The sequence below is a fragment of the Pseudomonas benzenivorans genome (assembly GCF_033547155.1).
Taxonomy (GTDB): Bacteria; Pseudomonadota; Gammaproteobacteria; order Pseudomonadales; family Pseudomonadaceae; genus Aquipseudomonas; species Aquipseudomonas benzenivorans_B.
The window spans coordinates 4,405,623-4,425,565 of record NZ_CP137892.1 but is presented as its reverse complement, the minus strand read 5'-3'; the positions used below and the strand labels follow the sequence as shown (position 1 = coordinate 4,425,565).

23 protein-coding genes are annotated in these 19,943 nt (G+C 67.7%); 11 read left to right on the top strand and 12 right to left on the bottom strand.

Annotated features, from left to right (window positions below):
* Positions 1–19 precede the first annotated feature (19 nt).
* Positions 20–745: a carbonic anhydrase gene (locus SBP02_RS20440; RefSeq protein ID WP_318644230.1), complete on the top strand. Its 726-nt coding sequence runs from the start codon at positions 20–22 to the stop codon at positions 743–745.
* A gap of 25 nt (positions 746–770) precedes the next feature.
* On the opposite strand, the gene SBP02_RS20435 is transcribed toward SBP02_RS20440, so the two are convergent.
* Complete coding sequence (locus SBP02_RS20435) at positions 771–1,427, bottom strand: hypothetical protein (protein ID WP_318644229.1); 657 nt, start codon at positions 1,425–1,427, stop codon at positions 771–773.
* Positions 1,428–1,782: 355 nt separating this feature from the next.
* Between SBP02_RS20435 and coxB the strand changes: the two genes are divergently transcribed.
* Genes coxB through SBP02_RS20415 form a run of 4 tightly spaced genes read left to right on the top strand, consistent with a single transcriptional unit; the run spans position 1,783 to position 5,974 of the window.
* The gene (gene coxB / locus SBP02_RS20430; protein WP_318644228.1) at positions 1,783–2,907 is read left to right on the top strand and encodes a cytochrome c oxidase subunit II; all 1,125 of its coding nucleotides are present in this window, start codon (positions 1,783–1,785) and stop codon (positions 2,905–2,907) included.
* Between the two features lie 4 nt (positions 2,908–2,911).
* Entirely contained in the window at positions 2,912–4,501 is a 1,590-nt protein-coding gene (gene ctaD, locus SBP02_RS20425) for a cytochrome c oxidase subunit I (protein ID WP_318644227.1), read from the top strand.
* Positions 4,502–4,511: 10 nt separating this feature from the next.
* On the top strand, positions 4,512–5,075 hold the full coding sequence (locus tag SBP02_RS20420) for a cytochrome c oxidase assembly protein (RefSeq protein ID WP_318644226.1): 564 nt from the start codon (positions 4,512–4,514) through the stop codon (positions 5,073–5,075).
* An 11-nt stretch (positions 5,076–5,086) separates the two neighbouring features.
* Positions 5,087–5,974 (top strand): cytochrome c oxidase subunit 3, encoded by an 888-nt coding sequence (locus SBP02_RS20415; protein ID WP_318644225.1) that lies wholly within the window; start codon positions 5,087–5,089, stop codon positions 5,972–5,974.
* A gap of 5 nt (positions 5,975–5,979) precedes the next feature.
* On the opposite strand, the gene SBP02_RS20410 is transcribed toward SBP02_RS20415, so the two are convergent.
* On the bottom strand, positions 5,980–6,183 hold the full coding sequence (locus SBP02_RS20410; RefSeq protein WP_318644224.1) for a twin transmembrane helix small protein: 204 nt from the start codon (positions 6,181–6,183) through the stop codon (positions 5,980–5,982).
* A 74-nt stretch (positions 6,184–6,257) separates the two neighbouring features.
* Between SBP02_RS20410 and SBP02_RS20405 the strand changes: the two genes are divergently transcribed.
* From SBP02_RS20405 to SBP02_RS20385, 5 genes are read left to right on the top strand one after another with little or no spacing between them, the layout of a single operon-like run.
* The gene (locus SBP02_RS20405) at positions 6,258–6,989 is read left to right on the top strand and encodes an SURF1 family protein (RefSeq protein WP_318644223.1); all 732 of its coding nucleotides are present in this window, start codon (positions 6,258–6,260) and stop codon (positions 6,987–6,989) included.
* The gene (locus SBP02_RS20400; RefSeq protein WP_318644222.1) at positions 6,964–7,545 is read left to right on the top strand and encodes a hypothetical protein; all 582 of its coding nucleotides are present in this window, start codon (positions 6,964–6,966) and stop codon (positions 7,543–7,545) included. The genes SBP02_RS20405 and SBP02_RS20400 overlap by 26 nt, the downstream gene beginning before the upstream one ends.
* Before the next feature lie 9 nt (positions 7,546–7,554).
* The gene (locus SBP02_RS20395; protein WP_318644221.1) at positions 7,555–8,613 is read left to right on the top strand and encodes a COX15/CtaA family protein; all 1,059 of its coding nucleotides are present in this window, start codon (positions 7,555–7,557) and stop codon (positions 8,611–8,613) included.
* 24 nt (positions 8,614–8,637) lie between these two features.
* Positions 8,638–9,537, top strand: coding sequence for a heme o synthase (gene cyoE, locus SBP02_RS20390; protein WP_318644220.1), 900 nt, complete (start codon positions 8,638–8,640; stop codon positions 9,535–9,537).
* A gap of 11 nt (positions 9,538–9,548) precedes the next feature.
* Positions 9,549–10,184 (top strand): SCO family protein, encoded by a 636-nt coding sequence (locus SBP02_RS20385; RefSeq protein ID WP_318644219.1) that lies wholly within the window; start codon positions 9,549–9,551, stop codon positions 10,182–10,184.
* Between the two features lie 24 nt (positions 10,185–10,208).
* Here SBP02_RS20385 and SBP02_RS20380 read toward each other — a convergent pair whose 3' ends face one another.
* On the bottom strand, positions 10,209–10,634 hold the full coding sequence (locus SBP02_RS20380; RefSeq protein WP_318644218.1) for a VOC family protein: 426 nt from the start codon (positions 10,632–10,634) through the stop codon (positions 10,209–10,211).
* A gap of 111 nt (positions 10,635–10,745) precedes the next feature.
* Here SBP02_RS20380 and SBP02_RS20375 point away from each other — a divergent pair, with 111 nt between their 5' ends.
* Positions 10,746–11,633: a LysR family transcriptional regulator gene (locus SBP02_RS20375; RefSeq protein ID WP_318644217.1), complete on the top strand. Its 888-nt coding sequence runs from the start codon at positions 10,746–10,748 to the stop codon at positions 11,631–11,633.
* On the opposite strand, the gene SBP02_RS20370 is transcribed toward SBP02_RS20375, so the two are convergent.
* From SBP02_RS20370 to zur, 9 genes are all read right to left on the bottom strand, one after another.
* Positions 11,630–12,550 (bottom strand): LysR family transcriptional regulator, encoded by a 921-nt coding sequence (locus SBP02_RS20370; RefSeq protein ID WP_318644216.1) that lies wholly within the window; start codon positions 12,548–12,550, stop codon positions 11,630–11,632. The genes SBP02_RS20375 and SBP02_RS20370 overlap by 4 nt on opposite strands.
* 74 nt (positions 12,551–12,624) lie before the next feature.
* Entirely contained in the window at positions 12,625–13,854 is a 1,230-nt protein-coding gene (locus SBP02_RS20365) for a cyanate transporter (protein ID WP_318644215.1), read from the bottom strand.
* 167 nt (positions 13,855–14,021) lie between these two features.
* A complete protein-coding gene (locus SBP02_RS20360) occupies positions 14,022–14,792 on the bottom strand; it encodes a MetQ/NlpA family ABC transporter substrate-binding protein (RefSeq protein WP_318644214.1) in 771 nt (256 codons plus the stop codon).
* A 77-nt stretch (positions 14,793–14,869) separates the two neighbouring features.
* Positions 14,870–15,541: a methionine ABC transporter permease gene (locus SBP02_RS20355; RefSeq protein ID WP_318644213.1), complete on the bottom strand. Its 672-nt coding sequence runs from the start codon at positions 15,539–15,541 to the stop codon at positions 14,870–14,872.
* Between the two features lie 151 nt (positions 15,542–15,692).
* Complete coding sequence (locus tag SBP02_RS20350; RefSeq protein ID WP_318644212.1) at positions 15,693–16,700, bottom strand: methionine ABC transporter ATP-binding protein; 1,008 nt, start codon at positions 16,698–16,700, stop codon at positions 15,693–15,695.
* A 195-nt stretch (positions 16,701–16,895) separates the two neighbouring features.
* Complete coding sequence (locus SBP02_RS20345; RefSeq protein ID WP_318644211.1) at positions 16,896–17,744, bottom strand: PA5502 family lipoprotein; 849 nt, start codon at positions 17,742–17,744, stop codon at positions 16,896–16,898.
* A gap of 82 nt (positions 17,745–17,826) precedes the next feature.
* Positions 17,827–18,615 carry a zinc ABC transporter permease subunit ZnuB gene (gene znuB, locus SBP02_RS20340; RefSeq protein ID WP_318644210.1) on the bottom strand — a complete coding sequence of 263 codons (789 nt, stop codon included), beginning with the start codon at positions 18,613–18,615 and terminating at the stop codon, positions 17,827–17,829.
* Positions 18,608–19,411: a zinc ABC transporter ATP-binding protein ZnuC gene (gene znuC / locus SBP02_RS20335; protein WP_318644209.1), complete on the bottom strand. Its 804-nt coding sequence runs from the start codon at positions 19,409–19,411 to the stop codon at positions 18,608–18,610. Before znuC ends, znuB begins: the two co-directional genes overlap by 8 nt.
* Positions 19,408–19,893, bottom strand: a complete 486-nt coding sequence (gene zur, locus SBP02_RS20330; RefSeq protein ID WP_318644208.1) for a zinc uptake transcriptional repressor Zur — start codon at positions 19,891–19,893, stop codon at positions 19,408–19,410. The genes znuC and zur overlap by 4 nt, the downstream gene beginning before the upstream one ends.
* Positions 19,894–19,943 lie beyond the last annotated feature (50 nt).

The window sequence follows — 19,943 nt, the reverse complement described above, 5'->3', positions numbered from 1 at the left end:
TCCGCAGGAGGTAGCTGCAATGCCCTACAAGCACAACGCCATTCCCTTGAAAGCACGTACCGCGCCGGAGAGCGCCGACGAGGCGCTGAATGCCATAGTCGGCGGTTTCAAGCGCTTCCGCCACGAGGTCTTTCCGCAGCAGCAGGAGCTGTTCAAGGCACTGGCCACCGCGCAGAACCCGCGTGCCATGTTCATCACCTGCGCCGACTCGCGCATCGTTCCCGAGCTGATCACCCAGAGCGCCCCGGGCGACCTGTTCGTCAGCCGCAACGTCGGCAACGTGGTGCCGCCCTACGGCCAGCTCCTGGGCGGGGTTTCCACCGCCATCGAGTACGCCGTGCTGGCGCTGGGCGTGCAGCACATCATCGTCTGCGGCCACTCCGACTGTGGCGCGATGAAGGCGGTGCTGGCGCCCGAGAGTCTGGAGCGCATGCCGACGGTCAAGGCCTGGTTGCGCCACAGTGAGGTGGCGTTGCGGGTGGTCGAGGAGAACTGCGGCTGCGATGGCCATGAGACCCTCGGCATCCTCACCGAGGAGAACGTGGTGGCCCAGCTCAACCACCTGTCCACCCACCCCTCGGTGGCGGCCAAGCTGGCCAGCGGTCAGCTGTTCATTCACGGCTGGGTCTATGACATCGAGACCTGCGCGATCCGCGCCTACGATGCCGAGCAGGGCGAGTTCCGCCCGATCGACGATGGACCCCTGCCGATGGCCACGCCGCGCGCCCGTTACCCCCAGGGCTGAACTGCGGCGGCGTGCTTGGCGGAGGTCAGCTGGCGGCGCGGGAGGGGTCCAGCACCAGCTCGACGCCCAGTTGCCCGGACAGGCAGGGCCAGCGCTGCCAGGCCGCCTCGGTCTGCGGGTCGCTCAGGCGCTCGCGGTAGGCGCGCACCGAGGTCTGGCTGAAACTGTCCGCGTCGAGCATGCCCTCCACGGCATGGTGCACGGCTTCGTCCAGCTGGTTGGCGAAGGGCTCGCCGATCAGCTGGTGGGCGATCAGGTTGGCCACCGTGGTATCCAGCGGAATCAGCGGCCGGCCCAGGTGGGCGCTATAGCGGTCGTTGACCTCCTCGACCAGGCGATGGGCCAGGTAGGCCTCGTCCAGCAGGCCGTCGAGGCCCTCGTGCCCCTGCATCAGCGCCGGCGGCTGCAGGAAGAACTCTTCGGCGACCTTCAGCACCGGCTTGATCCGCTCCTCGATACCGGCTTCGCGGGCCACCTGTTGGGCGGCGTCCAGCACGTCCGGCACCTGCTCGATATAGGCCGCCACGAAGCGCGTGAGAACGCCCAGGGCATCCTGGCTCGGCAGGCGAATGGAGGGGTGCAGACGGTCGAGTTGGGCTTGCAGCTGACGTGCCAGCTGGCCGCTGGCGGCTTCGTGCTGGTGGGCGCGTTGTATCAGGTCGCGCAAGGCGGCTGTGTTCATGACTGCTCCTGATGTGAGGACATGGACGTGAACCTTAGCTGGCCGGAAGCGGCAGCTCAGATGCAATTGTCATAATTTTTTAATCCTTATGCGAGCGAGCTATATCCGCTCGGGGCCGATTGCGCCCGGCCATTGGCCGCCCGTGGCGTTTAGCACGAGGCTTCGGACATTTTCCTCGGCGCGTTGCGAGCTAGAAGTCGCCGTCTATACTCGAACCCGAAAGGCTGTATCTGATGGAACCGGACGGGCTTCGGCACGGAGAGGTTTCGACAGTGGTCGCCAGCAGTTATGGCAGTCGATCCCTTTGCCGCAGGCTTTGCCGGCGGGATAACAAGAACCATAAGGGGAACCCGCAATGATGCGACATCCACGAGTCTGGATGGGCCTCCTGCTGTGGTTGGCGATGGGCTCGGCGCAGGCCGAGTGGGGCGTGAACATAGCGCCCGGTGCCACCGAGGTCAGCCGCTCAGTCTTCGATCTGCACATGACCATCTTCTGGATCTGCGTCGTCATCGGCGTGCTGGTGTTCGGCGCCATGTTCTGGTCGATGCTGGTGCACCGCCGTGCCGCGGGACAGAAGCCCGCGCACTTCCACGAGAGCACCACGGTGGAGATTCTCTGGACCGTGGTACCGCTGGTGATCCTGGTGCTGATGGCCATTCCGGCGACCAAGACCCTGATCGATATCTACGACAGCAGCGAGTCCGAGCTGGATGTCCAGGTCACCGGCTACCAGTGGAAATGGCACTACAAGTACCTGGGCCAGGACGTGGAGTTCTTCAGCAACCTGACCACGCCGGCCGAGCAGATCAACAACCAGGCCGCGAAGGGCCCGCACTACCTGCTGGAGGTCGACGAGCCGCTGGTGGTGCCGGTCGGCAGCAAGGTGCGCTTCCTCATCACCTCGGCCGACGTCATCCACTCCTGGTGGGTGCCGGCGCTGGCGGTGAAGAAGGACGCCATCCCCGGCTTCGTCAACGAGTCCTGGACGCGCATCGACGAGCCCGGCATCTATCGCGGCCAGTGCACCGAGTTGTGCGGCAAGGATCACGGCTTCATGCCGGTGGTGGTCGAGGCCAAGTCCAAGGAGGACTTCGCCGCCTGGCTGGCCGAGCGCCAGCAGGCCGCCGCCGCGGAGAAGGAGCTGACCAGCAAGCAGTGGACCCTCGAGGAGCTGATGGCCCGCGGCGAGAAGGCCTACGCCACCAGTTGCGCGGCCTGTCACCAGGCCAGCGGCGAGGGTCTGCCGCCGATGTTCCCGGCCCTCAAGGGCTCGGCCATCGCCACCGGCCCCGCCGACGGCCATATCGGCATAGTGGTCAACGGCAAGCCGGGCACCGCCATGGCCGCCTTCGGCAAGCAACTGTCGGAAGTCGATCTCGCCGCCATCATCACCTACGAGCGCAATGCCTGGGGCAACAAGGTCGGTGACATGGTCACCCCGCAGGACATCGTCGCGTTCAAGCAGGCTCAGGAGTAAGGACATGAGTGCAGTGATCGACCAGGGTCATGCCGCGCATGACCACCACCACGGCCCGGCCAAGGGCCTGATGCGCTGGGTGCTGACCACCAACCACAAGGACATCGGCACCATGTACCTGTGGTTCAGCTTCGCCATGTTCCTGCTGGGCGGGTCCATGGCCATGGTGATCCGCGCCGAGCTGTTCCAGCCGGGCCTGCAGATCGTGCAGCCGGAGTTCTTCAACCAGATGACCACCATGCACGGCCTGATCATGGTCTTCGGCGCGGTGATGCCGGCCTTCGTCGGCCTGGCCAACTGGATGATCCCGCTGATGATCGGCGCGCCGGACATGGCCCTGCCGCGGATGAACAACTTCAGCTTCTGGCTGCTGCCGGCGGCCTTCGGCCTGCTGGTCAGCACCCTGTTCAGCGCCGGCGGCGGGCCCAACTTCGGCTGGACCTTCTACGCGCCGCTGTCCACCACCTATGCACCGGAGAGCGTCACCTACTTCATCTTCGCCATCCACCTGATGGGCATCAGCTCGATCATGGGGGCGATCAACGTGGTCGCCACCATCCTCAACCTGCGCGCCCCCGGCATGACCCTGATGAAGATGCCGCTGTTCGTCTGGACCTGGCTGATCACCGCCTTCCTGCTGATCGCGGTGATGCCGGTGCTGGCCGGCTGCGTGACCATGATGCTGATGGACGTGCACTTCGGCACCAGTTTCTTCAGCGCCGCCGGCGGCGGCGACCCGGTGCTGTTCCAGCATGTGTTCTGGTTCTTCGGCCATCCGGAGGTGTACATCATGATCCTGCCGGCCTTCGGCGCGGTCAGCTCGATCATCCCGGCCTTCGCCCGCAAGCCGCTGTTCGGTTACACCTCGATGGTCTACGCCACGGCGTCCATCGCCTTCCTCTCGTTCATCGTCTGGGCCCACCACATGTTCACCGTGGGCATCCCGCTGACCGGCGAGCTGTTCTTCATGTACGCCACCATGCTGATCGCCGTGCCCACGGGGGTGAAGGTGTTCAACTGGGCCAGCACCATGTGGCAGGGCGCGATGACCTTCGAGACGCCGATGCTGTTCTCGGTGGCCTTCGTCATCCTCTTCACCATCGGCGGCTTCTCCGGACTGATGCTGGCCATCGCCCCGGCGGACTTCCAGTACCACGACACCTACTTCGTGGTGGCGCACTTCCACTACGTGCTGGTGCCCGGGGCGATCTTCGGCATCTTCGCCTCGGTCTACTACTGGTTGCCCAAGTGGACCGGGCGCCTGTACGACGAGACCCTCGGCAAGCTGCACTTCTGGATGAGCTTCATCGGCATGAACCTGGCGTTCTTCCCCATGCACTTCGTCGGCCTGGCCGGCATGCCGCGGCGCATTCCCGACTACAACATGATGTTCGCCAACTTCAACATGGTCTCCTCGATCGGCGCCTTCATGTTCGGCGCGACCCAGTTGCTGTTCCTGTTCATCGTCATCAAGTGCATCAGAAGCGGCGCACCGGCGGCGGCCAAGCCCTGGGATGGCGCCGAGGGGCTGGAGTGGAGCGTGCCGTCGCCGGCGCCCTATCACACCTTCCAGACCCCGCCGGACGTGAAGTAGGAGCAGGCGCATGAGCGAAGCCATGGGAACCCGTCGCCTGGTCCAGCGCCTGCTGCTGGTGGTGCTGGCCATGTTCGGCTTCGGCTTCGCCCTGGTGCCGATCTACGACGTCATGTGCCAGGCCTTCGGCATCAACGGCAAGACCGCCGGCGCCTACCAGGGCGCCCAGGTGGTGGACGAGCGGCGCCAGGTGCGCCTGCAGTTCCTTGCCACCAACGCCGCCGGCATGTCCTGGGAGTTCCGCCCGCTGGCCGATGAGATCACGGTGCACCCAGGAGCGAGCAACGAGATGCGCTTCGTCGCCCACAACCCCACCGACCGGCCCATGACCGCCCAGGCCGTACCCAGTGTGGCGCCGTCCAAGGCGGCGGCCTATTTCCACAAGACCGAGTGCTTCTGCTTCACCCAGCAGGTGCTGCAGCCCGGCGAGCGCATCGAGATGCCGGTGCGTTTCATCGTCGATCGGGACCTGCCCGAGGACGTCAAGCACCTGACTTTGGCCTACACCCTGTTCGATATCACTGCGCGTAAATCGCCTGTCGCCCAGGCGACCCTTGTCCGGGCGACTCCATAAGGAGCACAACAATGTCGAGTCACGAGCAGTACTACGTTCCGGCCCAGAGCAAGTGGCCGATCATCGCCACCCTCGGCCTGCTGATCACCGTCTATGGTGTCGGCACCTGGTTCAACGACCTCAAGGCCGAGCGAGCGGACTCCAACGGCCCGCTGATCTTCTTCATCGGCAGTCTGTTCCTGGCCTATATGCTGTTCGGCTGGTTCGGCAACGTGATCAAGGAGAGCCGCGCCGGCCTTTACAGCGCGCAGATGGACCGCTCCTTCCGCTGGGGCATGAGCTGGTTCATCTTCTCCGAGGTGATGTTCTTCGCCGCCTTCTTCGGCGTGCTGTTCTATGTGCGCACCTTCGCCGGGCCCTGGCTAGGCGGCGAGGGCGACAAGGGCATCGCCAACATGCTGTGGCCGGGTTTCGAGTACAGCTGGCCGCTGCTCAACAATCCGGACCCCAAGCTCTATCCCGCGCCCAGCGACATCATCAGCCCCTGGCAGCTGCCGCTGCTCAACACCGTGCTGCTGGTCACCTCCAGCTTCACCCTGACCTTCGCCCACCACGCCCTGCGTAAGAACCAGCGCAAGCCGCTGAAGCTGTGGCTGGCGCTGACCATCCTGCTCGGCGCGGCCTTTCTGGTGTTCCAGGCCGAGGAGTACATCCATGCCTACACCGAGCTGGGTCTGACCCTGGGCTCGGGCATCTACGGCGCGACCTTCTTCATGCTCACCGGCTTCCACGGTGCCCATGTGACCCTGGGGGCCCTGATGCTGACGATCATGCTGGTGCGCATCCTGCGCGGGCATTTCAGCCCCGACCAGCACTTCGGCTTCGAGGCGGCCGCCTGGTACTGGCACTTCGTCGACGTGGTGTGGATCGGCCTGTTCACCTTCGTCTATGTGCTGTGAACCGGCTACCAGGAGACCTGGGAGCCCAACTGGCCGCTGTAGAAGCCCCAGGCGATCAGGCCGATTGTCAGCGCGGTGAGCGTCACCCGTACGGTCAGGGCGTTGACCAGGCGCGAACTGCGCCCCTCGTCCTTGACCAGGAAGAACAGGCCGCTGAACAGGCTGACCAGGGTGGCCAGCAGCAGGATGACGATCGCGACCTTGAGCATAGGGAACTCCGGGGAAGGGCAATGCGCGGTAGAGGCAGTATACCCAGCTTGATCGGTACATTTGCGGGGCGGCCATGAGCGCCTTTCGCCCCGGCCTGCTGCCCAGCCTGCTGGTCCTGGCACTGTTACCGTCGCTGCTGGGATTGGGCTTTTGGCAGCTGACGCGAGCCGAGCAGAAGCGCGAGCTGCTGGCCGTGCATCAGGCTCGCCGGCTCGCCGTACCCATCGAGGTAAACCAGTTGGAGCGCCGGGCAGACTGGGCCTATACCCGGGTCCGCCTGAACGGACGCTTCGATGCGCAGCACATCCTGCTGCTGGATAACCGCACCCGCGACGGCCGGGCCGGGGTGGAGGTGCTGCAACCCTTCTACGACCAGCCCAGCGGCCTGTGGCTGCTGCTCAACCGCGGCTGGCTGCCCTGGCCGGACCGCCGCGTCGCACCCGCTTTCAGCACCCCCGAAGACAGGCTGAGCCTGACTGCCTGGGCCTATGTGCCGCCGGGCGAGCCTTTCCAGCTTGGTCGTGGGCAGGGGCCGTCGGGCTGGCCGCAGCTGATCACCCAGGTCGAGCCCGAGGCCCTGTGGCAACGCCTGGGACGCGCCGGCCTGCGCTATGAGCTGCGCCTGGAGCCAGGCCCGGCGGCCTTTCAGGCCGACTGGCCGGTGGTCGCCATGAGCCCGGACAAGCACCTGGGCTATGCCGTGCAATGGTTCGCCCTGGCGGCGGCCCTGCTCGGCCTGTTCATCTATTTCGGTCTGCATAACGCGCGGGAGACTCGCCATGAACCCAGCCATCGCCCTGCCTGACGCCAAGACTGGCCGCCGCTGGCGCGGCCGCCTGCAGCTGCTGCTGATCCTCGCCGTGGTGATAGGCCCGATGATCCTGGCCAGCGCCATGTACCAGTGGCGTTTCTGGGTGCCGGAGACGCGCAGCTACCACGGCGAGCTGATCGGCACCGGCCTGACCCGCGCCGGCCTGGGGGTGACGGCCGAGGAGGGGCGCTGGCAGCTGCTGGTGACCACCCCCGACGCCTGCGGGCAGGACTGCCAGCAACTGGTGTTCCTCGCCCGGCAGATCCATATCGGCCTCAATCGCGACGCCACGCGGGCCGCTCATGGGCTGGCCAGTGGCGAGGGACTGGACGCGGAGCTGGACGCCAGGCTGCGCCGCGAGTATCCGCAGCTGGATCGCTACCGCGTGCAGCTGCCGGTCTATCGGCAGGCCACCGGCGGCAGAGCAGGCGCCCAGCTGTGGATAGTCGACCCCCACGGCAACCTGGTGCTGCGTTACGACAGCCGCAGCAAGGGCAAAGCCATCCTCGACGACCTACGCTATCTGCTGAAGATCTCGCAAATCGGCTAAGGATTCGCCATGCGCAAACCCGGATACCCCCTGGCCCTGTTCGCCACCCTGCTGGCCCTGCTGGTGGTCATGCTCGGGGCCTATACCCGGCTCAGCCACGCCGGCCTCGGCTGCCCGGATTGGCCCGGTTGCTACGGTTTTCTCGGCGTGCCGATGAGCGAGCAGAACCAGGCCCTGGCCGAGGCGCGCTTTCCCGAGGCGCCGCTGGAGGTGGCCAAGGGCTGGTACGAGATGATCCACCGCTATTTCGCCGGCAGCCTCGGCCTGGTGATCCTCGCTTTGGCCGTGCAGGCCCTGCGCCGGCGCGACGAACCCGGCCAGCCGCTGCGGCTGCCGTTGCTGCTGCTCGGCCTGGTGCTGATTCAGGCGGCGTTCGGCATGTGGACCGTGACCCTCAAGCTCTGGCCGCAGGTGGTCACCGCTCACCTGCTCGGCGGTTTCGCCACCCTCAGCCTGCTGTTCCTGCTGACCCTGCGCCTGTCCGGAGCGGCCGCGCCCGTACAACGGCCGCCCGCGGCATTACGCGGCCTGGCCACATTGGCCCTGACCCTGGTGATCGGTCAGGTCGCCCTCGGTGGCTGGGTCAGCAGCAACTACGCGGCAGTCGCCTGCGTCGACCTGCCGACCTGCCACGGCCAGTGGTGGCCGGCCATGGACTTCGCCAACGGCTTCCACCTGACCCAGCACATAGGCCCGAACTACCTCGGCGGCCAGCTCGACAGCGATGCGCGCACGGCCATTCATATGAGTCACCGCCTGGGCGCCCTGCTGGTCAGCCTCACTCTGCTACTGCTGGCCTGGCGCCTGCGTGTCGCCGGCGCGCCGCGCCTGGCGGGCCTGCTGCTGCTGGCGCTGGGCCTGCAGCTGGCGCTGGGCATCGGCAACGTGCTGCTGCATCTGCCGCTGGCCGTGGCGGTGGCGCACAACGCCGGTGGCGCCGGGCTGCTGCTGTGCCTGGTGCTGATCAACTACCGCCTGCACCCGGCCCCGTTGGCGGCTGCCGCGCCCCGTGTCCGGACGGCTCCGCCGCCGCCCAGCCACGGGCTGAGCGCGCTGCCGAACGAATAAGAAGAACGATCGAGGAGAGAAGCGATGGCTACCCTATTGCGCAAGCAACACGCCCAAGCCGGCTGGCGCGACTACCTGGAGCTGACCAAGCCGCGGGTGGTGCTGCTGATGCTGATCACCTCCCTGGTCGGCATGTTCCTCGCCACCCGTGCCGGGGTGCCCTGGCAGGTGCTGCTGTTCGGCAACCTGGGCATCGGCCTGTGCGCGGGCGCGGCGGCGGCGGTCAACCACGTGGTGGACAGGCGCATCGACTCGCTCATGGCGCGCACCCACAAGCGGCCGTTGGCCGAAGGCCGCGTCTCCCCGGCCGCGGCGCTGAGCTTCGCCCTGCTGCTGGCGGTGGTGGGCATGGCGCTGCTGCTGGCCTTCACCAACCCGCTGGCGGCCTGGCTGACCCTGGCCTCGCTGCTCGGCTACGCGGTGATCTATACCGGCTTCCTCAAGCGCGCCACGCCGCAGAACATCGTCATCGGCGGCCTGGCCGGGGCCGCGCCGCCGCTGCTCGGCTGGGTCGCGGTGACCGGGCACATGAGCGCCGAACCCTTGCTGCTGGTGCTGATCATCTTCGCCTGGACGCCGCCGCATTTCTGGGCCCTGGCCATCCACCGCAAGGCCGAGTACGCCAAGGCCGATATCCCCATGCTGCCGGTGACCCATGGCGAGCACTACACCAAGGTGCACATCCTGCTCTATACCTGCGTGATGTTCGCGGTGACCCTGCTGCCCTACGCCATCCACATGAGCGGCCTGCTCTACCTGGCCTGTGCCGTCGGCCTGGGCCTGCGCTTTCTGCACTGGGCCTGGGTGTTGTACCGTGACAGCCGGCCGCACGCGGCGATCAACACCTTCAAGTACAGTATCTGGTACCTGTTCCTGCTGTTCATCGCCCTGCTGGCCGATCACTACCTGCTGCTCAACCTGTAAACGTTGGTGTCATGACCCGTACCCAGAAGACCGTTTTCATCCTCGTCGCCGTGGTCGCCTTGATCCTCGGCCTGACCGTCAACAAGGTGCTGACCAGCAAGGGCCAGGCCGACCCCACCGCGTTGCTGGATGCCGGCATCGTGCTGCTGCCGCAGAGCCGCGATCTGCCCGAGCTGAGCCTGGTCGACCAGGATGGCCAGGCGTTCAGGGTCGATCGGCTCGAGAAGCAGTGGAGCCTGCTGTTCTTCGGCTACACCTTCTGCCCGGACATCTGCCCGGCCACCCTCGCCGAGCTGCGGCAGCTGCGCACCCTGCTGCCCGAGGAGGCCAGGGACAACCTGCGCGTGGTACTGGTCAGCGTCGACCCCCAGCGCGACACGCCGGAGCAGTTGAAGAAGTACCTGGGCTATTTCGATGCCGAGTTCATCGGCCTGACCGGCGAGCTGGAGGCCATCCAGAAGCTGGCCAACGCGGTGAGCATTCCCTTTATCCCGGCCGACACCAGCGAGGAAAACTACACGGTGAACCACAGCGGCAACCTGGTGATTGTCGGTCCGGACGGCACCCAGCGCGGCTTCATCCGCGCGCCGCTGAAGAACGCCAAACTCGCCGCGCAGCTGCCCGAGTTGCTCAAGCCGGCCGGCTGAGCCCGCCGCGACTGCCCGGCCCGGCTATTTGGCGAACAGCTGGCCGATATCCTTGAACGCCTTGAACTCCAGGGCGTTGCCGCAGGGGTCGAGGAGGAACAGGGTGGCCTGCTCGCCGACCTGGCCCTGGAAACGCACATGGGGCTCGATGACGAAACGGGTACCCCTGGCGACCAGGCGATCGGCCAGGCGCTGCCAGTCGTCCCAGGCCAGCACCACACCGAAATGCGGCACCGGCACCTCGTGGCCGTCCACCGGGTTGCCGTGTGCCGCCTCCTGATACGCCATCTTCGGCGCCTGGTGGATCACCAGCTGGTGGCCGAAGAAGTCGAAATCCACCCACTGCGCACTGCTGCGACCCTCGGCGCAGCCGAATAGCTCGCCGTAGAAGTGCCGGGCGGCAGCCAGATCGAAGACGGGAATGGCCAGGTGGAAGGGCGCGAGTGGCATGGCGAGGTTCCTTTGGGGGCGATTTCCGCTCCATTCTAGTAACGACTAAATCGATTGAAAGCGAATATCCTTGTGCCCGAGAACAAATAAAATCGATCAATCGAGGCGGCCATGCTGCGCGAGCTGAAAACCTTCCTGATGGTCGTGCGTCACGGCACCTTCGCCGCCGCCGGCCAGCACCTGGGGCTGACCCAGTCGGCGGTCAGCGCGCAGATACGCGTGCTGGAGCAGCACCTCGGCGTGCGCCTGTTCGATCGCAGCGGCCGCGCCGCGGTGCTCAACGCCGCCGGCCGGCATGCCCTGCCGCTGGCCGAACAGATACTCGCGCTCTACGGGCAGATGGCGCAGCCCACGGCCCTGGCCGAGTGGCAGGGCGAGTTGCGCATCGGCGCCATCGCCACGGTGCAGACCGGCCTGCTGCCCGAGGCCCTGCCGCGCTTTCGCGCCGCCGCGCCGCGGGTCGAGCTGAAGCTGGTGCCGGGGGTGTCCCTGCAGTTGCTGAGTCAGGTGGATGCCGGCGAACTGGACCTGGCGCTGCTGATCAGGCCGCCGTTCGAGTTGCCCAAGGAACTGCTGCAAGTCGGCCTGGCCCGGGAGCCCTTCGTGTTGATCGCGCCCCTGGGGATCGAGGGCGACGAGCCGCTGCGCCTGCTCGCCGAGCAACCTTTCGTGCGCTACGACCGCAGCTCGTTCGGCGGCCGGCGGGTCAGCCGGTTCCTGCGCGAGCAGCGCCTGGAGGTACGCGAGGCGCTGGAGCTGGACGAGCTGGAGGCCATCGTACGCATGGTCGAGTGCGGTCTCGGGGTGTCGCTGATCCCGCGTGCCGGCCTGTGGCTGCAGCGGCCGACCCAGCTGCGGGTGATCGAACTGGGGCCGCTGACCTTCCACCGCGAGCTGGTCGCGGTCATGCACCGGGCGCAGCGCCAGCCGGCGCTGGACTGTCTGCTGGATTGCCTGCGGGCGCAGGTGGCCGGCGAGGGTGCGGCCGCTTGCTCCTAGATCAGCGCCTGCTCGGCGCAGACGCAGAGAATCTGCTCGCGTAACCAGACGGCAGCGGGGTCCTGATCCAGGGCGCGGGACCAGAACAGCTCCAGGGAGAACTCCGGCAGTCCCGGAAGCGGGCTGGCGAGGGTGCGGTGGTCTGCCAGGTGGGCATAGATCCGCCCCGGGAGCATCAGCAGCAGCGGACTGTGCGGGATCAACTGCAGCGCCGCCAGGTAGTTGTTGGTGCGCGCCGTCACCTGGCGCGCAAGGCCTTGCTCCTGCAGCCAGCCATCGACCATGTTGCGCGCCGAGTCCCAGGGGGTGGGGAATACCTGGCGTCGCTCACAGAAATCCTGGAGGTCGCGTATCGCGGGGGCGGCGGCATCGCGCACGCACAGCAGTTCGTCCTTGAACAGGGCCAGGCCGACCAGCTCGGGATGGGCGCGGTGCAGGTGGGGGCCGAAACCGATGGCGAGATCGAGGCTGCCCTGCGTCAGGTCATCGGCGGGGATCTCCCCCGCCAGGCGCTGGATCTCCAGGTTGACCGGATAGTTGTGGGCACTGAGCCGGCGCAGCAGAGGCGGCAGGATCAGCAACTCGAAATACTCGGGCGCGCATAGGCGAAACGTCCGCGGCGCCTGCTGCGGATCGAAGGCGCTGGCTTCGCTGTAGCAGCGATTGATCGACTCGACCATGGCCAGCGCATGGGGACGTATCGCCTGGGCCTTGTGCGTGGGCAGCATACCGCTGCGGGTGGCGATGAACAGCTCGTCGGCGAAGCTGGCGCGCAGTTTCTTCAGGCTGTAGCCGACACTCGACGCGCTGAGGCTGAGACGCTCGGCCACCTCGCCGAGGTGGCGCCGCTGGCAGATCTCGAGGAACACCAGCAGATCCTGGATATCGATCTTGCGCAGACTGTTGGCGAGCAGCATGGGGCGCTTCCTGTGGCCGGGGGCCCCATCAGAACCGCTGGCGGCAGCTGCGGCAAGCTCGACGTGCGCGTCTGCTAGCCGACCGACAGGGTTTGGCCGCCGTCATTCAGGAAGTGCCTGGCGTAGTCCCGGGGGGCGAAGCGCCAGGAGGCCAGCAGCAACAGCAGCATGATCCCCGCCAGGGTCAGCCAGGCGGCGCTGAAACTGCCCAGGGCATCGCGCAGCAGTCCTGCCAGCCAGGGCGAGAGGCCGGCGATCAGATAGCCGATGCCCTGTACCCAGGCGGTCAGCCCGCCGGCCTGATGCGGGTCGTCGAGGTGGTCGAGGCAGAGGATCAGGCTCAGCGGGAACAACCCGCCGATGCCCAGCCCCAGCAGGGTCGCCCACAGCCAGGGGGCGGCCAGTGGGGCCAGGACCAGCCCGAGCAGACCCGCGCAGATCAACGACAGCAAGCCACCGAGCACGGCGCGGCGGTCGTTGCTGCGGCTCGCCAGCCACGGCGACAGCAGTCCCGAGAGCACTTCCAGGCCAGTCAGGAAGGCGAGCAGAAGCCCGGCCTGCTGGCGATGCCAGCCCAGTTCGACGAAGTAGGGCGCCAGCCAGGCCAGCACGCAGGTATAGCCGGCGGTGCCCAGGCCGAAGAACAGCGCGAGCAGCCAGGCCCGGGGGTAGCGGGAAAAGCGCAGGCGCGGCACGTCGGCGTTCCACGACGCATCGCCCAGGCGCGTCAGCCCTGGCGGCAGGCTCAGCCACAGCGGCAGCGCCAGTGCGGCGAGCCAGGCCCAGATGCCGAGGCCGGTGCGCCAGCCGCCGCCGAACTCGGCTACGCTCGGTGCCAGGCCGGCGGCCAGGGCAGCGCCGGCCATGATGGCGGTGACATACAGCCCCATCGGCAGGGCCACCTGCTGGCCGTAGCGGGCCTTGAGCAGCGCCGGCAACAAGGCCTGGATCTGGGCGATGCCCAGGCCGGCCGCGCAGGCGCTGAGCAGCAGGTCGAGCACGCCGACGCTGAACAGCCGGGCGAGGCTGGCCGAGCCGAGCAGCAACAGCGCCAGGCCGATGGAGCGGCGCACGCCGAAGCGCCGGGCGATATCCAGGCCGACGAACATCGCCAGGCCGATGCTCATCACCGGCAGCAGGGTCAGCAGCGCGGCGCTGGCGAAGCTTATGCCCAGTTCGCCGCGCAGCTCCGCCAGCAGCGGGCCGACGGCGGCCATCGACGGGCGCAGGTTGAGGCCGATCAAGATCACGCAGGCGCTCAGCCAGAGTCGTGCTCGTCCTGCTGGAGGGTGTGGCTGATGCATCCTGGACTCCAACCGTGGGTGGGCGGTCATTGCGCCAGGCCTGGCGGGAAGGGACAACTCAAAAAACCGTGGGCCCCTGCGGAAAATTGCGGCGCGGCGATGGCCGCCCAGAAACGACGAACCCCGCACAGGGCGGGGCTCGGCATGGCGCGGGAGGTGCAGCCGGCTTAGAAGGCCGGCACCACGGCGCCCTGGTACTTCTCGGCGATGAAGGCCTTCACCTCGGCGCTGTTCAGCGCCTTGGCCAGCTTCTGCAGGGCCACGCCGTCCTTGCTATCGGCGCGGGCCACCAGGATGTTGACGTAGGGCGAGTCGCTGCCCTCGATGGCCAGCGCGTCCTGGGTCGGGTTGAGCTTGGCCTCCAGGGCGTAGTTGGTGTTGATCAGCGCCAGGTCGACCTGGTTCAGCACCCGCGGCAGGGTCGCCGCTTCCAGCTCGCGCACCTTGATGGCCTTGGGGTTCTCGGCGATGTCCTTGGGCGTGGCGAGGATGTTGCCGGCGTCTTTCAGCTTGATCACCCCGGCCTTCTGCAGCAGCAGCAGGGCGCGGCCGCCGTTGGTGGCGTCGTTGGGGATCACCACCTGGGCGCCCTCGGGCAGCGCGTCGAGGCTCTTGTGCTTGCTGGAGTAGGCGCCGAAGGGCTCGACGTGCACGCCGGCGACGCTGACCAGGTCGGTGCCGCGGCTCTTGTTGAACTCGTCCAGGTAGGGCTGGTGCTGGAAGAAGTTGGCGTCCAGGCGCTTCTCGGCCACCTGCACGTTGGGCTGCACGTAGTCGGTGAAGACCTTGATCTCCAGCTCGACGCCGTCCTTGGCCAGGGCCGGTTTGACGAACTCGAGGATCTCCGCGTGAGGCACCGCGGTGGCGGCGACGCTCAGGCTTTCCGCCTGGGCGGACAGGGCGGCGAAGGCCGCGGCGGCAACTAGCAGTTTTTTCATGAAGGGCTCCTTGTGGGATCGGCGAGCGGCAGCGGTTGGCTGCCCTACTTTCTGGACTGTCGATTTACGAGAACTATTTATTTCCTGGAGAAGTGCACCACCAGCTTGTCGCCGGCGCTCTGCAGTATCTGCACGAGGATCAGCAACAGCACCACGGTGACCAGCATCACGTCCGGCTGGTAGCGCTGGTAGCCGTAGCGCACCGCCAGGTCGCCGAGGCCGCCGCCGCCGATCAGGCCGCTCATGGCGGTGTAGGACACCAGGGTGATGGCGGTGACGGTCACCGCCGCGACCAGGCCGGGCAGGGCCTCGGGCAGCAGGGCGTTGGTGATGATCTGGCGGGTGGTCGCGCCCATCGCCTGGGTCGCCTCGATGATGCCGCGGTCCACTTCGCGCAGGGCGGTCTCCACCAGGCGGGCGAAGAAGGGCGTGGCGCCCACCACCAGCGGCGGGATGGCGCCGGCCACCCCCAGGGAGGTGCCGGTGACCAGCACGGTGAGCGGGATCATCAGGATCAGCAGGATGACGAAGGGCACCGAGCGCAGCACGTTGACCAGCAGCGACAGCACGGCGTACAGCGCCTTCTGCTCGAACAGCTGGCGCGGTCCGGTGAGGAACAGCAGCACGCCCAGGGGCAGGCCGAGCAGCACGGTGAACAGCAGCGAGCCGCCGAGCATGCTCAGGGTGTCCAGGCTGGCCTGCCCGATTTCCAGCCAGTCGACGTTGGGAAACAAGGTGTCTAGATTCATAGGCTTGGCAAAGGGATGGCGAATGGATTTTGTTGCCAGGCAAGGCGCCATGACGAGTCATAGCGTGCTATGGCGAGGAGTGGCAACGCGGCCTGGCGGCAAAAGACGTCGCCAGGATTTCGCCGGAGCCTGTGTATCGAGACACCTGTCATCAGCGCAGCACCTCCAGGTGCACGTCCGCCGCCTCGAAGCGGGCGATGGCGGCGTCCAGGTCGCCGCCGGTCAGGGCCAGGGTCAGCTGGCCGTAGGGGGTGTCTTTGATCCGGTCGATGCGCCCGGCCAGGATGCTGTAGTCGACCCCGGTGTCCCGCGCCACGGTGCCGAGCAGCGGCGCGTAGGTGGCCTCGCCCTGGAAGGTCAGGCGCAGGATGCGCCCGGCGACATGGGCGAAGTCGTCGCGCTGCTCGTTCTCGTCGACGTGCTCGGATTCCAGCACGAAGCGCTGGGTGGTGGCGTGCTGCGGGTGCAGAAAGACCTCGGCCACCGGCCCCTGTTCGACTATCTGGCCGGCGTCCATCACCGCCACGCGGTCGCAGACGCGGCGGATCACGTCCATCTCGTGGGTGATCAGCACGATGGTCAGGCCCAGCTCGCGGTTGATCTCGGCCAGCAGTTGCAAGACCTGCGCGGTGGTCTGCGGGTCGAGGGCGCTGGTGGCCTCGTCGCACAGCAGGATCTGCGGCTCGGTGGCCAGGGCGCGGGCGATGCCGACCCGCTGCTTCTGGCCGCCGGACAGCTGCGCCGGGTACTTGTCGGCGTGGTCCTGCAGGCCGACCCGGGCCAGCAGCGCGGCGACCCGCTGGTCGATGTCGCGGCGCGACAGTTCGCCGGCCAGCTTCAGCGGCAGGGCGACGTTGGCGGCGACGGTCTTGGACGACAGCAGGTTGAAGTGCTGGAAGATCATCCCCACCCGCTGGCGGAAACGGCGCAGGCCGTCGGTGTCGAGGGCGGTGGTGTCGAGGCCGTCGACCTCGATGCGCCCGCCGGAGGGTTCCTCCAGGCGGTTGATCAGGCGCAGCAGGGTGCTCTTGCCGGCGCCGGAGTGGCCGATGATGCCGAACACCTCGCCGCGGGCGATGTGCAGGTCGGTCGGCTGCAGGGCCGGGATGGCGCGTCCGGCGACGTGGTACGCCTTGTGGACTGAGTGGAATTCGATCACGCGGGAAACCTTTTGGGTTCGTCGAGCTGGCGGGTGAGCCGTAGAGGGCGGCTAGTCTACCGGGGGTTGTTTAGGTCGCGAAAATCTTTGTAGACCTATGTTTATAGCGAAATTGCATTACTGAATGGGCTCGGGCCGCGCCGTCGCCAATGCACACGGCCGGGCGAGCCCGGCCGTGTCCTGCCTCGCGGCCGCCTAGGGCCGGTGGGTCGGGCTGAGCACCAGCTGCGGCACCTGTCCCGGCTTGAGCACCTGGGTCAGGCGCGGGCTGAAGGCCGGGTCCAGGCGCTTGACCCGGGCGTTGAGCAGGGCGGCGACCCACTGGTAGTCCTTGGCCTGGCGCACCTCGATGCGCACCGCGCAGCGGAACGCCACCACGTCCTCGGCGACCCGGTCGAGCAGGTTGCGCAGGCCTTCGTTGTCCTGCCGGTCGAGCATCGGCAGCGGTACCGCGCTGCTGGCGGCGCTGGGGTCGATCAGCCGGGCCCGGGGGGGCGCGAACTCGCTCGGTGTATTGGGCAACTCGGTCGCCTGGATGGCCGCGGCCTGGCGTTCGGCGGCCAGGCGCAGCTGGCGCGCCTGTTCCTGGCGCGCCTCCGCGGCCCGTGCGGCGGCCTGTTCGGCGGCGCTGCGGGCACGGTCGGCGGCATCCAGCTCGGCGTCGCGGGCCTGGGCGATGGCGCCGTCCAGGCCGGTGGTCAGGGCCGGGGCCTGGGGCATCAGGCGGCGGGCATGGCTCAGGGCCGTGGTGGCACTGTCCAGATCGCCACTCTGCAGGGCCTGCTGGCCTTTCTGCAGGTAGGCCTCGGCCAGTTGCCGCTGGTATTGCTCCAGGCGGGTATCGCCGTCGGCCCGTTGTTGCAGGGCCGCGAGCCGGGCTTCGGCGGCTTCCAGCTGGCCTTTCGCCAGGCTCTGGTCGAGTTGGCGAAAGGCGCTGACCAACTCGTCGGTCGGCATATCGGCGACTTGCGGAGCCTGTTGGCAGGCGGTCAGCAGCCAGCCAGCCGCGATCAGGACCAGGCAACGTGAGGCGAACGACTTCATGGCTGAGAGTCTCGAGTTGTGCAAAAAGTGCGCAAGTCTACACCGCCCGACCGGCAGGCACCAAACCGTGTCGCGGCCGGGTTCAGGCCGTGCGCCGCGGCCAGGCCAGGCTCAGCAGGAACAGGCTGGCCGCGGCGACCACGATCGACGGGCCGGCCGGGGTGTCCTGGAACCAGGACAGGCTGAGCCCGCCACACACCGCCAGGACCCCCAGCAGGCTGGCGCCCAGGGCCATCTGCTCCGGGGTGCGGGCATGGCGCTGGGCGGCGGCGGCGGGAATGATCAGCAGCGAGGTGATCAGCAGCACCCCGACTATCTTCATCGCCACGGCGATCACCACGGCGATCAGCAGCATCAGGGCGAGACGGATCGCCGCCACCGGCAGGCCCTCGACCCGGGCCAGTTCCTCGTGCACGGTGATGGCCAGCAGCGGTCGCCACAGCAGGCTCAGCAGCAGCAGCACCAGGGCGCTGCCGGCGAGAATCCAGGCCAGGTCGACCGGGCCGACGGCCAGCAGGTCGCCGAACAGGTAGCTCATCAGGTCGATGCGCACCTCGCGCATAAAGCTCAGCACCACCAGGCCGAGGGACAGGGTGCTGTGGGCGAGGATGCCCAGCAGGGTGTCGGAGGCCAGCGGCTGGCGGGTCTGCAGGGTCACCAGCAGCACGGCCAGGAGCACGCAGCCGACGGTCACCGCCAGGGTCGGGCTGACGTCCAGCATCAGGCCCAGGGCCACCCCGAGCAGGGCGGCGTGGGACAGGGTGTCGCCGAAGTAGGCCATGCGCCGCCACACCACGAAGGAGCCCAGGGGACCGGCCACCAGGGCCAGGGCCAGGCCGGCGAGCAGGGCGTTGAGCAGAAAATCAGCCATGGTTGCAGCCATCTCCGTGGACATGGGGTTTCAGCGGGCCCTGGATCGTCAGGCCGCCGCGCGCCTCGATCACCGCGCCGTGCAGGTCGTGCTGGTGATCGTGGTGGTGGTGGTAGACCGCCAGGCTCTGGGCATCCTGGCCGAACAGCTCGACGAAGGCCGGATCGAAGCTGACCTGCTCGGGGTGGCCGGAGCAGCACACGTGGCGATTGAGGCAGACCACCTGGTCGGTGGTGCTCATCACCAGGTGCAGGTCGTGGGAGACCATCAGCACGCCGCAGCCATGGCGGTCGCGCAGGCGGGTGATCAGGCGGTACAGCTCGGCCTGCCCGGCGACATCGACGCCCTGCACCGGCTCGTCCAGCACCAGCAGCTCGGGCTTGCGCAGCAGCGCCCGGGCCAGCAGCACGCGCTGCAGCTCGCCGCCGGAAATGCCCTGCAGCGGGCTGTCGAGCACCTGGCTCGCGCCGACCTCGGCCAGGGCGGCCTGGGCGCTGGCGCGGTCGACCCCCGGCACCAGGCGCAGGAAGCGCAGCACCGAAAGCGGCAAGGTGGCGTCGACGTGCAGCTTCTGCGGCATGTAGCCAATGCGCAGTTTCGGCTTGCGCCAGACGTTGCCGCGGTCGGGCTTGAGCAGGCCGAGCACGGTGCGCACCAGGGTGGTCTTGCCGGCGCCGTTGGGGCCGATCAGGGTGACGATCTGCCCCGGCTCGACGGCCAGCTGCACGTCCTGCAGCACGTTCTGCCCGGCGAAGCTGACGCCGACGCCGTCCAGGCGGATCAGGGGCTCGCTCATGCCGCCTCCCGGCAGCCGGCGCACAGGCCGACCACTTCCACGGTCTGGCTGTCGACGCTGAAGCCCACGGCGGCGGCGGCCGCGACTATGGCCTGGCTGATCGCCGTCTGTTCCAGCTCGATGGCCGCGTGGCACTGGCGGCAGATGAGGAACTGGCCCTGGTGCGCGTGCTCGGGCTGGTTGCAGCCGACGAAGGCATTGAGCGAGGCGATGCGGTGCACCAGGCCGTGCTCCAGGAGGAAGTCCAGGGCGCGGTAGACGGTCGGCGGCGCGGCGCGGCGGCCGTCGGCCTCGCTCAGCACGGCGAGGATGTCGTAGGCGCCGAGCGGCTTGTGGCTCTGCCAGACCAGTTCCAGCACACGCTTGCGCAGCGTCGTCAGGCGCAGGCCCTGGCGACTGCAGATGTTCTCGGCCTCGGCCAGGGCCTGGCTGACGCAGCGGGAATGGTCGTGGGGGCGCGAGGCCAGCGGGGTGAGGATCATGGGCGGCGACAGCCTTGCGGTAGAGACGTTATTATATTACCTGTTTCTTC